An 11,769-nucleotide genomic window follows, 5' to 3' on the forward strand; every position below is an offset into this window, starting at 1 on the left:
GTCGTCTTTGTCACAACTTGAAATGCCCCACCATCCCTTTCAGCTCAACCCCCAACTGCGCCAGCTCAATGCTGGAAGCGGCATTGCCGCGCATCGCCAGGGACGATTGATCGGCGCTGGCGCGAATGCTGGTGACACTGCGATTGATCTCCTCGGCCACCGAGCTCTGCTGCTCGGCCGCCGCCGCGATCTGTTGGTTCATCTGCTGGATCAGCGATACCGCCGCCGCAATACTGCCCAAGGCGCTTTCGGTCTGCAGTGCATCGCTGACCGCCATCTTCACCAACTCGCCGCTGCTCTGGATTTGCTGCACGGAAGCCTGGGCCGCTGAACGCAAGGCGCTCACCAGTCGCTCGATTTCCTCGGTGGACTGTTGCGTACGCTTGGCCAGGGCCCGCACCTCGTCGGCCACAACCGCAAAGCCCCTGCCCTGCTCACCGGCCCGGGCTGCTTCGATAGCGGCATTGAGCGCCAACAGGTTGGTTTGCTCGGCCACGCTCTTGATCACACTCAGCACCGTGCCGATGTTCTGGATCTCGGCGCTGAGGCTTTCGATGCTGGAACTGGCCGACGTGGCCGAATCGGCCAGTTGTTCGATGCGCACCATACTCTGACGCACCACCTGCTGGCCACTTTCGACCTTGTCGTCGGCAGTCTGGGCCGCTTGTGCGGCTTCTTCGGCGTTGCGTGCCACATCATGCACGGTGGCCGTCATCTGGTTCATCGCCGTGGCGACTTGCTCGGTTTCTTCTTTCTGGCTGCTGACTTCCAGGTTGGTCTGTTCAGTCACGGCCGACAGCGATTGGGCCGAATTGGCCAATTGCTCGATACCGGCCTGTAGGCCGCTGACGATACTGCTCAGCCCCGCGCCCATCTGTTGCATCGCCTGCATCAACTGACCAATTTCGTCCCGGCGCGTCACTTCGACCGTGGCGCTCAAGTCACCCGACGCAATCTGCTGGGCCACGCGAATGACACTGCGCAGCGGCGTCACGATCAACCGGGTTATGACCCATGCCGCGATCAATCCCACCAACAACGCCAAGGCCGACGACCCAATGATCAGCAGCGAATTCTTCTTCAGTTCGGTCTGCATGGCATGGTCTTCGGCACTGAAGGCCTGGTCAACCCGCGCCACCACTTGATCGGCCCGCTCGTGCAGTTGCTGGTAGACGACTTTTTCCTTCGCCAACAGGCCGGTGTATTCGGCCAGTTGTTCATTGAACCCGGCAATATGCCCGGCCACCTCATTCAGCACGGTCTGGTAACCCGGGTCCTTGACGGTGGTCTTGAGCACGTCGGCCTGTTTCATCGCCTGCTCGGCCTGTTCGATGTTGCCTTCTCCGGCACCTTCAACATTGCCTTTGCGGCTCTGGTCCAGGCGGACCCGGGCTTCGTTCATCGCCTGCAACATCAACCGCGATACTTCGCTGACCTGGTTGGCCTGCTCGATGAACTCGGCCCCCTCCTTGCCTTCGGTGTCTTTCAAGGTATAGGCGCCGTCATCCGCCAGCCCGGCCTGCAACACGTCCAGGTTATTGGCAACGCTGGAAACCGACCAACTGGCCATTTCCAGCGCCAGGTCCTTGCTCTGGCTCAACCCGACAAATTCGTCGAACGCCTTGCGGTACGCGGCCAACGCCTGCTCCACATCGTTCATCACCGGCACGTTGGCAGCCGACTGCACCTTGAGTTCGTTCGCCTGCGCCACCAGAGCGTCGACACCCTGGCGCAGGGCATCGGCCGTCTTGGGATCGGAGCGCGAGGCGTACTCCTGCTCCAGCAGCCGGACCTTGAGCAACCCGCTGTTGAGGGCCGACATCTGTTTCAGGCCATCGAAGCGATAGCTGATGGTCTGCAGGGACCAGACACCGATGGCAGCGACCACGGCGGTCAGCAGCAGCACCAGGACAAATCCGATACCCAGTTTCTTTGCCATACCCAGGTTGGCAAAACGTCCTTGCACGGCCGAAATCATTGCGCTCAGTCCTCTGCCAGTGTGTGTTGATTGCAGATTCGCAACGAGACGCCCTGCAACACAAGATGCTGGCGTCGGAATAATGGCAAAAAGCTACAGCCGCGTCGTTTTCAGGACACTCGAGGTCGATCCAGAGCCGCGGCCCGGAAGAACGCCAGCGCCCTGGGGTCACGGGCATAGGCCACATTGATCCGTAGCCAGTCGCTGTCGGCGCCCGAAGGGCTGAACGCGGTACGCGAAGACAACAGCACGCCGAACCGCCTGGCCAGACGCTGCACTCCAGCGTAGTCACACAATGGCGGTCTTGCCCAGATGAAAAGCCCCCCGGCCGGTTTGCCAAAGACCTCCCAGTCGGCGTCCTCCAGTACCTGCAACAGCGCCGCCATATCGGCGCCCAGACGCTGCCGTTGGCGCTGTACCAGCTTGCGATAGGCGCCATTGGCCAGGAGGCAGGCAAGGACCGACTCACAGAACCGCGAGCCACCCATGCTGGTAATACCCTTGACCTCACTCAGGCGCGCAATGATGGACGGCCCGGCCACCACGAAACCGACGCGCAACGAACTGCTCAGGGTTTTCGAGAAACTGCCCACGTAGACCACGTCGGCATCCAGCGCCGCCAGCCGGGTCCGTGCCGAGCTCTGGAAATCGCCATAGGCATCGTCTTCGATCACCAGCACGGCATGTTCCTTCGTCAATTGCAGCAGCCGTTGAGCGACGGCCGGAGCCAGGCTGCTACCGGTCGGGTTATGGCAGGCGCTGTTGACGAACAGCGCAGTGGGCCGGTGCCTCGCCAGCAGGTCTTGCAGCGCGTCGACGTCCGGGCCGCGCGGGGTCCTGGGCAGTTCGATCATGTCGATGTTGTGCAACCTGAGCAGGTCGAACAGGCTTGAATAACCGGGACTCTCCACCACCACGCAGGAACCCGGCGGCAACAGGGTCCGTACGATCAGGTCCAGCCCATGGGTCGCCCCGGTGGTGGTCAGGATCAGGTCTTTACCGGCCTCGATATTGAATTGCTTCAGGCGCCTGGACAGTTGCTCACGCAGGGCGGGCAGCCCCAACGGCGTGCTGTAGTTGAACAATCCCGCCATGTCGGTGCGGGTGACCTGACGGATCGCATAGCCCAGGTCATCGCTTTCACGCCAGCTCTCGGGCAGCCCGCCACACCCCAGCTTCAGTTCCCATTGCGGGCTGTCGCCCCCTTCAGCGAGCGCGTCCTGCTGTCGATTCTGATCGGTGGGCTCGGGCTCGGGTGGAGGGGGTGGTGCGACAAAAAAGCTGGAACCATGGCGGGACGCCAACAGGCCTTGAGCGACCAGGCGTTCACACGCTTCATTGACGCTGGACTGGCTGAGCAGGTTCTCCCGCGCCAGTTGGCGGACGGACGGAAGCCGAGTCCCCGGTTGCACCGCATCCTGTCGGATCCAGCCGGTCAGCGCGTCGACGATTTGCTGCACGACAGGCACCAGGGCCTGTCGGTCGATTCTCAACTCCATGAGTAACCAAACTCCTAAGCGTTTGTTTTATTTCCGGAAACAGTTAAGCACAGGCCGCTAGGAGACGATGTACGCCAACGCCGCCAAAACCGCCGATTCTCACCCTTTGAAACACAATGAGGGGCCGTTCCGAGGCTTTTTCGGCCCCACACGAAAAAGCCCGCAACCAGTGCGGGCTTCGTCCTACAAGCTGAGGGGCGTGTCCTCAGAACGCTGTGACGCCGCCGTCCACCGCCAGGGAATGGCCCGTGGTGAAGGCCGCGCCATCGCTGCACAAATACAGCACAGCGCTGGCGATTTCCTCGACTTTGCCGATACGCCCCACCGGGTGCATGGCATTGGCGAACTCGCCTTTTTTCGGGTCCGCCTCATAGGCACGACGGAACATGTCAGTGTCGATCACCGCTGGACAGACCGCGTTCACGCGGATTTTCTTCTTGGCGTATTCGATGGCGGCCGATTTGGTCAGGCCGATCACAGCATGCTTGGACGCCGCATAGATGCTCATCTTCGGCGCGGCGCCCAGGCCAGCCACCGAGGCCGTGTTGACGATCGCGCCGCCGCCCTGGGCCAGTAGCAATGGCAACTGGTACTTCATGCACAACCAGACGCCCTTCACATTGACCCCCATGATCGCGTCGAACTCATCGAGGGTACCGTCGGCCAACTTGCCCTTCTCGATCTCGATCCCGGCGTTGTTGAAGGCGTAGTCAAGACGCCCGTAGGTCTTGATCACTTCGTCCATCAGGTGCTGCACATCGCTTTCCAACGTCACGTTGCAGCGCACGAACACCGCTTCGCCGCCCGAATCACGAATCGACTGCACCGTGCCCTCGCCGCCCGCCACGTCCAGGTCGGCCACCACCACTTTCAGGCCCTCTGCCGCGAACGCCTGGGCAGTGGCCCGGCCGATGCCTGCGGCGGCACCGGTTACCACGGCGACCTGTCCGGAAAACGTCATGCTCATTGTCAGTTCCTCGAAGAATGCGGGAGATGCCGCCAGTCTAGTCACAGGTCCCGAGGACGCGGCAGCACTATCCAATTGCCGTTTGAGCATTCATGGGCGCCAGTGATAAAGCCACTGGGCGAACTATCACTGTGTTGGATCGAACTGCATTCGCTATGTCAGCAAACCTTGCGGCAAGCGCTTCGAAGGTCTATCAACAAGACTTCATTCATCTTGAGTGCCCGTCATGACTGCCCAGACCAATCGCCAGTTCCTGCTCGCCAAACGCCCGGTAGGCGCGGCGACCCGCGAAACTTTCACCTATCAGCAAGTACCGGTGGGCGAGCCAGCAGCCGGCCAGATCCTGGTGAAGAACGAATACCTGTCCCTGGACCCGGCCATGCGCGGCTGGATGAACGAGGGCAAGTCCTATATCCCACCCGTCGGCATCGGCGAAGTGATGCGGGCATTGGGTGTCGGCCAAGTGATTGCCTCGAACAACCCGGGGTTCGCGGTCGGGGACTACGTCAACGGTGCATTGGGCGTGCAGGATTATTTCCTCGGCGAGCCAAGAGGTTTCTACAAGGTCGACCCGAAACTGGCGCCGTTGCCCCGTTACTTGTCCGCACTGGGCATGACGGGCATGACGGCCTATTTCGCCCTGCTGGACGTCGGCGCACCCAAGGCTGGCGAGACGGTGGTGCTCTCAGGTGCCGCCGGTGCAGTGGGCAGCATCGCCGGGCAGATCGCCAAGATCAAAGGCTGTCGCGTGGTGGGCATTGCCGGCGGGGCCGACAAATGCAAGTTCCTGATCGATGAACTGGGCTTCGACGGCGCCATCGACTACAAGAACGAAGACGTCCACGCCGGCCTCAAGCGCGAATGCCCCAAGGGCGTCGATGTGTATTTCGACAACGTCGGGGGCGACATCCTCGATGCCGTGCTCAGCCGCTTGAACCTCAAGGCCCGCGTGGTGATTTGCGGCGCCATCAGCCAGTACAACAATAAAGAAGCGGTAAAGGGCCCCGCCAACTACCTGTCGCTGCTGGTCAATCGGGCGCGCATGGAAGGCTTCGTGGTCATGGACTACGCCGCGCAGTTCGCCGCCGCTGGGCAGGAAATGGCCGGCTGGATGGCCAAGGGGCAGCTCAAGAGCAAGGAAGACATTGTCGAAGGGCTGGAGACATTCCCCGAGACGCTGACCAAATTGTTCAGTGGGGAGAACTTCGGGAAGCTGGTATTGAAGGTCTGACTCAAAACAACTGTGGGAGCGAGCTTGCTCGCGATGGGGCCGTGTCAGTCAACATTGATATTGACTGACACACCGCTATCGCGAGCAAGCTCGCTCCCACATTAGGGATCTTCGGTGTCAGGCCAGTTCGGCCACGACCGCCGCCAGCGCCTTGGCCGGATCGGCCGCCTGGCTGATCGGGCGACCGATCACCAGGTAATCGGAACCGGCGTCCAGCGCCTGGCGCGGGGTCAGGATGCGACGCTGGTCGTCCTGGGCGCTGCCCGCCGGACGAATCCCCGGGGTCACCAATTGCAGCGACGGGTGAGCCGCCTTCAGGGCGCTGGCCTCCAGGGCCGAACAGACCAGACCGTCCAGGCCGGCCTTCTGCGCCAGCGCCGCCAACCGCAGCACCTGCTCCTGGGGCTCGACGTCCAGGCCGATCCCGGCCAGGTCCTCGCGTTCCATGCTGGTCAGCACGGTCACGCCGATCAGCAACGGTTTCGGGCCGCTGCGCTGATCCAGCACTTCACGGCAGGCCGCCATCATGCGCAGGCCACCGGAGCAATGCACGTTGACCATCCACACGCCCATCTCCGCGGCAGCCTTGACGGCCATGGCGGTGGTGTTGGGGATATCGTGGAACTTCAGGTCCAGGAACACTTCGAAACCCTTGTCACGCAGGGTCCCGACAATTTCCGAAGCGCAACTGGTGAACAGTTCCTTGCCGACTTTGACCCGGCAAAGCTTGGGGTCCAACTGGTCGGCCAGCTTCAGGGCGGCGTCACGGGTGGGGAAATCCAGGGCGACGATAATGGGCGTCTGGCAGGCGGACATGAGCGGGCTCTCAGGCAAGTCGAAATCGGCGCGCATTGTAGCGGAACGAGCGCCCGTGCGGGACCCGATGATCGGTAAATCTCATCGTCCCCCGGCAGCATGGACGATACCGGACTTTGTGTCGAAGCAGATACACTCATGACATGCGTACAACACGTCGACACGCTACCGTCCGCCGCCGCAACCCGTCCTTTCAGCGCTTCACGCCTCGCGGCACGAAGCCTATGCTGAGGGCTCAACCTCGCCGCCTTCTTTGCGGTTGGCAGCCTACCTGGCAGATGATGCATCCATGCAGAACACCCCTGTTGCAAATTCTGACGATCAAAAAGTGCCCGACGATGACAAGCGCTGGAGCACCCGCGCGCTGATCGTCGATGACGACGTGCCGATCCGCGAGCTGCTGATCGATTACCTGGCCCGCTTCAGCATACGCGCCAGCGGCGTGACCGACGGCGCTGCCATGCGCCTGGCGATGCAGGCCGAGCACTTCGACGTGGTCGTGCTCGACCTGATGCTGCCGGGTGAAGATGGCTTGCAACTGTGCCGCTGGCTGCGCGCCGAATCGGACATCCCGATCCTGATGCTCACCGCCCGCTGCGAACCCACCGACCGCATCATCGGCCTGGAGCTGGGCGCCGATGACTACATGGCCAAGCCGTTCGAACCCAGGGAATTGGTGGCGCGTATCCAGACCATCCTGCGCAGGGTGCGCGACGACCGCACCGAGCATCGGGCCAATATCCGTTTCGACAACTGGCGGCTCAACAGCGTGCTGCGCCAACTGATCTCGGCCGACGGGCTGGTGGTGCCGCTGTCCAATGCCGAGTTCCGCCTGCTGTGGGTCTTCATCGAACGGCCGCGCCGGGTGCTCAGCCGTGAACAACTGCTGGACGCGGCTCGCGGGCGCTCCATCGAGGCGTTCGACCGCAGCATCGATCTGCTTGTATCGCGCCTGCGCCAGAAGCTGGGCGACGACCCCAAGGCCCCGCAACTGATCAAGACCGTGCGCGGTGAGGGCTACTTGTTCGACGCGCGGGACATCGGTTGATGCAACTGCGCCTCGACTCCCTGTTCGGCCGCCTGTTCGGTGTGCTGCTGCTGGCGATTGTCCTGGCGCATCTGTTGGCGTTTGCCTGGTTTTCTCAATACGACAGACCACCTTCCGGGCCTCCGCCGGAGTTTTCCCGGCAAGCCGAAGGCCCCCCGCGCTTCGGCCCGCCCCCTAACCGCCCTCCACGGCCCTGGTTCGGTGGCCCAGTGGTGCCACTGACCTTTCAGTTCGTGTTCCTGATTATTGCAGCCTGGTACGGCGCCAAGCTCCTGACCCGACCCATCCAGCGCTTGAGCGATGCGGCCGAGCGCCTGAGCGAAAACCTCGACAGCCCGCCGCTGGATGAAAACGGCCCCCGTGAAGCGCGGCAGGCGGCCCATACGTTCAACCTGATGCAGAAGCGGATCCGCGAGCAGGTACAGCAGCGTTCGCGCATGCTCGGCGCGGTGTCCCATGACCTGCGCACGCCGCTTTCGCGGCTCAAGTTGCGCCTGGAGCAGATTGATGACATCAAGCTGCAAGGCCAGATGCGCCAGGACCTGGACGACATGATCGACATGCTCGATGCCACCCTCACCTACTTGCACGAACAGCGCACCAGTGAAGCGCTGCAATGGATGGATGTGCAGGCCTTGGTGGAATCGTTGAGCGAAAACGCCCAGGACCAGGGCGCCGATGTGCAGGTCAGCGGTACCTGCGCGCCGCTGCAGGTGCAACCGATGGCGCTGCGTTCGTGCCTCAACAACCTCATCGACAATGCCCTGCGCTACGCCGGCCATGCCTTGATTAGCCTGGAGGACCAACATAAGCAGGTGCTGATTCGAGTCATCGACCACGGTCCCGGTATTGCAGCGGACAAACGCGAGGCGGTGTTCGAGCCGTTCTTTCGCCTTGAAGGCTCGCGCAACCGCAACTCCGGCGGCGTCGGCCTGGGCATGACCATCGCCCGGGAAGCCAGCGAACGCCTGGGCGGGCAATTAACCCTGGAAGAGACACCGGGGGGTGGGTTGACGGCGGTGATCAGCCTGCCTCGTCTCTAAGCCCTCTTATCTCCCCTGTGGGAGCGAACGCTGTGTATTTCTCTCGGTACAAACTCCACACACCCACGACAACTGCCCCGCCGAGGCTGCATAAGCCGGTGCACCCACCGGCTATCCCAGCCCAAGGAGAGCGCCCATGATTGGTAGCGTCAGCAGTTACTCGACCTATACCAGCACCAGCAGTACCGCAACCAGCAGCGCCCGCAGCCAGCAGTTTCAAAAGGACCTGCTGAGCAAGCTCGACAGCGACGGCGACGGTTCGGTCAATCAGGAAGAGTTGAGCAGCGCCCTGTCGCAAAAAAGCGACGATGGCATCCTGGTCAGCCTGAGCGACAACTTTAGCGACCTGGACAGTGACGACAGTGGTGACCTGAGCAGCGAGGAAATGGCCGCGATGGCACCGCCGCCCCCGCCGCCACAGGACCAGGCGCCGAATACCGAACTGGCCGATGCGCTGCTCAGCGCCCTGGACGCCGACGGTGACGGCGTGGTCAGCAGCGATGAGTTGAGCAACGGCCTGGCCAGCACCGGCAGCGATGCCGACAGCCAGCAAGTGTTCTCGGCGTTGGACAAGAATGAAGACGGCACCGTCAGCCTTGACGAACTCGCCGCCAGCCTCGCACCACCGCCACCGCCGCAACAGGCCTCCAGTGAAGAGCTGTTCAGCCAGCTCGATGCCGATGGCGACGCCACCGTCACCGCCAGCGAACTGAGCAGCGCCTTGCAGGCCAGCAACGGTACGTCCACGAGCACCGACACCAGCGCGATGCTGATGGAAGCACTCGACAGCGACAGCAGTGGCGGGGTCGACAGCGACGAGTTCAACAGCGCCTTGCAGGCCGGTCGCCGCAGCGACAGCTCCACCGAGCAGGCCAATGTCAGCGAGGCGTTGAACAGAATGATCGCCAACCTCAGCCGACAATACTCGCTGGATAACGTCGCCACCGTGGGGAAACACCTGAACGTGGCGACCTGATTCATCCGTACACCTGGCCCTTCGGGAGCCAGGTTCGCGGTTGATTGATCGACGATAACCCTGTGGCGAGGGAGCTTGCTCCCGCTGGGTTGCGCAGCAGCCCTTAAAGCCAGACAACGCGGTGTGTCAGGTAGATCGAAGTGATTGGTTTGGGGTCGCTGCGCACCCCAGCGGGAGCAAGCTCCCTCGCCACAAGGCCTTGGGCTTGCCGGGGTTACCGCGCCTGGCTTTTGCTCCAGTCCGTCAACAGGCTGTACGCCACCGCCAGCAGGGTCGGGCCGATGAACAGGCCGATGAAACCGAAGGCGATCAACCCGCCGAACACCCCCAGCAGCACGATGACCAAGGGCAGGTTTCCGCCACGGCTGATCAGGTAGGGCTTGAGCACGTTGTCCACGCCGCTGATGATGAACGTGCCCCAGATGCCAAGAAACACCGCCATCCCGTACTCACCCTTCCACACCAGCCACGCCGTGGCCGGGATCCACACCAACGGTGGCCCCATGGGAATCAGGCTGAGCAGGAATGTGACGATGCCCAGCACCAGCGCTCCCGGCACCCCGGCGATCAGGAAACCGATCAGCGCCAGCACGGCCTGGGCCGCCGCGGTGCCAATCACGCCGTTGACCACTCGTTGCACGGTACCGGCCACCAGTTCGATGTAGTAACCGGCACGGTCGCCGATCAGACGCTCCAGCAACCCGTGGACGAACACCGCCAGGCGCGGGCCGTCGCGATAGAAAAAGAACACGAACACGATGCTCAGGGTCAGCTCGAGTATGCCACCACCAATCTGCGCACTGCGCGCCAACAGCCAGTTGCCGACTTGCCCCAGGTACGGCCTGATGGACACCATCATTGCCGCACCCTGCTGGTCGATGCTGTTCCAGATGCCGACCAGCCGTCCGCCCACCAGCGGCACGCCGGCCAGCCAGTCGGGGGCTTGCGGCAAGCCGTCGACCTGCACATCCTTGATGAACGCCGTGGCATCGCGTACATGGTCGGCCAGGTTGAACCCCAGCCACACCAGCGGCACCGCCACCAGCAGCATCCAGCCCATCGTCAGCAATGCCGCCGCCAGGGATTCGCGGCCATTGACCCAGCGGGTCAGCAGGCGCATCAGCGGCCAACTGGCGAAAGCCAGCACTGCCCCCCAGAACAGCGCCGACCAGAACGGCGCCATGACCCAGAGGCTTGCGCCGAACAACACCAGGAGCAGGATCTGCACCAACAGCCGATCGTTATTGAGCATGTAGGGTCTCGAAAAAATGAACAGGACCGGGGCAACGGTGTGAACCCGCTGCCCCGAGACAGCTTAGCGCAGCAGCTCCAGGTGCAATCCCGGCGCCTCGCCGCTGGCGGCCTCCATGCGCGCCGCCCGGACGCCCTGGCCCGCCAGCGCCTCAAGCCAGTCCTCGGCCCGGGGCCCGGCGATACTGACCCGCAGGCCCGTGTCCAGGTTCAGCGCCCGGGACAATAGACGCAACCAGCTGTCGTCTGGCTCGCCGGCAAGACGCGGAAAATCCAGGACCCCGGTGTCCTTGAGCTGGCGCAACAGCGTGGCCGATGTCGGCAGCAAGTCCCCCAGCGGGGCGTTCGCCTCGAACTGCTCGACATGCAGGTAGGCCTTGCGATTGCCGCGGGTGATGGCATACAGCGCAATCAGTGTGTTGTCCGCCGGTGGCGCCAGGCGCAGCAACAGGAAGGCCTGGCCGTTGTCGGCGCCATAGAGCTTGGCATTGCCGAAGACCTCGTTGGCCCACAGGCTGCTTTCGCCGCAATCGCGGGCCTGGCACCAGAACAACAGCTCGGCACCTTGTTTCTGCAGCGCTTCGCGCGCCGCGGTGAAGGCCTGGGTGGCGGAATGTTCCGGCGGCAGTTCGTAGGTGACCGACGTGACATTCCCACGGGCATCGACCTGGCCGTCGAAGCGCAGTTGGCCGCTGATCTTGCGGATCGAGCCCATGGGGTAGACGCGTTCCAGGTCGCTGGTTTGCCGGTAATCGACAATCTGCGCGTCGGGCATGCGCGGCACACGCTCCAGATCGCGACTGCCCGGTACATCGACGGCGAACGACACCGGGCTGAAGCAGGCCAGCACCAGCAGGACGAGTGAGTGAACGGATAATTTCATCGGATCGGCTTGGCCTTGGAAGCTTGGACGCAACGGGCGCCGTCGATGCACCGCGAGGCTGGCAAACAGAGGTCTGT

10 protein-coding genes and 1 pseudogene are annotated in these 11,769 nt (G+C 62.9%); 4 read left to right on the forward strand and 7 right to left on the reverse strand.

The genetic code is table 11. The annotated features are described in order from the left end of the window. Positions 1-10 precede the first annotated feature (10 nt). From Q7F16_RS28195 to Q7F16_RS28210, 4 genes and pseudogenes are all read right to left on the reverse strand, one after another. Positions 11-892 carry a methyl-accepting chemotaxis protein gene (locus Q7F16_RS28195; RefSeq protein WP_409557459.1) on the reverse strand — a complete coding sequence of 294 codons (882 nt, stop codon included), beginning with the start codon at positions 890-892 and terminating at the stop codon, positions 11-13. Then, positions 872-1,978: pseudogene (locus tag Q7F16_RS28200) on the reverse strand (HAMP domain-containing protein); the annotation flags it as partial. The pseudogene Q7F16_RS28200 and the gene Q7F16_RS28195, both read right to left, overlap by 21 nt. Positions 1,979-2,088: 110 nt before the next feature. Next, positions 2,089-3,477, reverse strand: coding sequence for an aminotransferase-like domain-containing protein (locus tag Q7F16_RS28205; protein ID WP_079302237.1), 1,389 nt, complete (start codon positions 3,475-3,477; stop codon positions 2,089-2,091). Positions 3,478-3,682: 205 nt separating this feature from the next. Continuing rightward, positions 3,683-4,444, reverse strand: a complete 762-nt coding sequence (locus Q7F16_RS28210; RefSeq protein WP_046063641.1) for an SDR family oxidoreductase — start codon at positions 4,442-4,444, stop codon at positions 3,683-3,685. A gap of 226 nt (positions 4,445-4,670) precedes the next feature. Between Q7F16_RS28210 and Q7F16_RS28215 the strand changes: the two genes are divergently transcribed. Beyond that, positions 4,671-5,675: an NADP-dependent oxidoreductase gene (locus Q7F16_RS28215; protein WP_053189650.1), complete on the forward strand. Its 1,005-nt coding sequence runs from the start codon at positions 4,671-4,673 to the stop codon at positions 5,673-5,675. A 117-nt stretch (positions 5,676-5,792) separates the two neighbouring features. Here the strand turns inward: Q7F16_RS28215 and pyrF are convergent, their stop codons facing one another. Then, complete coding sequence (gene pyrF, locus Q7F16_RS28220; protein WP_161798359.1) at positions 5,793-6,491, reverse strand: orotidine-5'-phosphate decarboxylase; 699 nt, start codon at positions 6,489-6,491, stop codon at positions 5,793-5,795. 289 nt (positions 6,492-6,780) lie between these two features. Between pyrF and Q7F16_RS28225 the strand changes: the two genes are divergently transcribed. From Q7F16_RS28225 to xopAW, 3 genes are all read left to right on the forward strand, one after another. Then, positions 6,781-7,539, forward strand: coding sequence for a response regulator (locus tag Q7F16_RS28225; RefSeq protein ID WP_014339556.1), 759 nt, complete (start codon positions 6,781-6,783; stop codon positions 7,537-7,539). Then, positions 7,539-8,582 (forward strand): HAMP domain-containing sensor histidine kinase, encoded by a 1,044-nt coding sequence (locus Q7F16_RS28230; RefSeq protein WP_046063638.1) that lies wholly within the window; start codon positions 7,539-7,541, stop codon positions 8,580-8,582. The genes Q7F16_RS28225 and Q7F16_RS28230 overlap by 1 nt, the downstream gene beginning before the upstream one ends. Before the next feature lie 136 nt (positions 8,583-8,718). Further along, complete coding sequence (gene xopAW / locus Q7F16_RS28235; RefSeq protein ID WP_046063637.1) at positions 8,719-9,558, forward strand: EF-hand domain-containing protein; 840 nt, start codon at positions 8,719-8,721, stop codon at positions 9,556-9,558. A 214-nt stretch (positions 9,559-9,772) separates the two neighbouring features. Here xopAW and Q7F16_RS28240 read toward each other — a convergent pair whose 3' ends face one another. Both Q7F16_RS28240 and Q7F16_RS28245 read right to left on the reverse strand, forming a co-directional pair. After that, positions 9,773-10,810: an AI-2E family transporter gene (locus tag Q7F16_RS28240; RefSeq protein ID WP_014339559.1), complete on the reverse strand. Its 1,038-nt coding sequence runs from the start codon at positions 10,808-10,810 to the stop codon at positions 9,773-9,775. Between the two features lie 63 nt (positions 10,811-10,873). Then, the gene (locus Q7F16_RS28245) at positions 10,874-11,692 is read right to left on the reverse strand and encodes a DUF4892 domain-containing protein (RefSeq protein WP_046063635.1); all 819 of its coding nucleotides are present in this window, start codon (positions 11,690-11,692) and stop codon (positions 10,874-10,876) included. Between the last annotated feature and the right edge of the window lie 77 nt (positions 11,693-11,769).

Origin of the sequence: Pseudomonas sp. Lb2C2, assembly GCF_052112205.1 — a bacterium.
GTDB lineage: Bacteria > Pseudomonadota > Gammaproteobacteria > Pseudomonadales > Pseudomonadaceae > Aquipseudomonas > Aquipseudomonas kilonensis.

What these genes read in the sequence shown, in the direction of transcription:
- Q7F16_RS28215 (WP_053189650.1), top strand. Translation starts at nt 4,671, where the DNA reads ATGACTGCCCAGACCAATCGCCAGTTCCTGCTCGCCAAACGCCCGGTA.
- Q7F16_RS28230 (WP_046063638.1), top strand. Translation starts at nt 7,539, where the DNA reads ATGCAACTGCGCCTCGACTCCCTGTTCGGCCGCCTGTTCGGTGTGCTG.
- xopAW (WP_046063637.1), top strand. Translation starts at nt 8,719, where the DNA reads ATGATTGGTAGCGTCAGCAGTTACTCGACCTATACCAGCACCAGCAGT.
- Q7F16_RS28245 (WP_046063635.1), bottom strand. Translation starts at nt 11,692, where the DNA reads ATGAAATTATCCGTTCACTCACTCGTCCTGCTGGTGCTGGCCTGCTTC.
- Q7F16_RS28210 (WP_046063641.1), bottom strand. Translation starts at nt 4,444, where the DNA reads ATGAGCATGACGTTTTCCGGACAGGTCGCCGTGGTAACCGGTGCCGCC.
- Q7F16_RS28240 (WP_014339559.1), bottom strand. Translation starts at nt 10,810, where the DNA reads ATGCTCAATAACGATCGGCTGTTGGTGCAGATCCTGCTCCTGGTGTTG.
- Q7F16_RS28225 (WP_014339556.1), top strand. Translation starts at nt 6,781, where the DNA reads ATGCAGAACACCCCTGTTGCAAATTCTGACGATCAAAAAGTGCCCGAC.
- Q7F16_RS28195 (WP_409557459.1), bottom strand. Translation starts at nt 892, where the DNA reads ATGCAGGCGATGCAACAGATGGGCGCGGGGCTGAGCAGTATCGTCAGC.
- Q7F16_RS28205 (WP_079302237.1), bottom strand. Translation starts at nt 3,477, where the DNA reads ATGGAGTTGAGAATCGACCGACAGGCCCTGGTGCCTGTCGTGCAGCAA.
- pyrF (WP_161798359.1), bottom strand. Translation starts at nt 6,491, where the DNA reads ATGTCCGCCTGCCAGACGCCCATTATCGTCGCCCTGGATTTCCCCACC.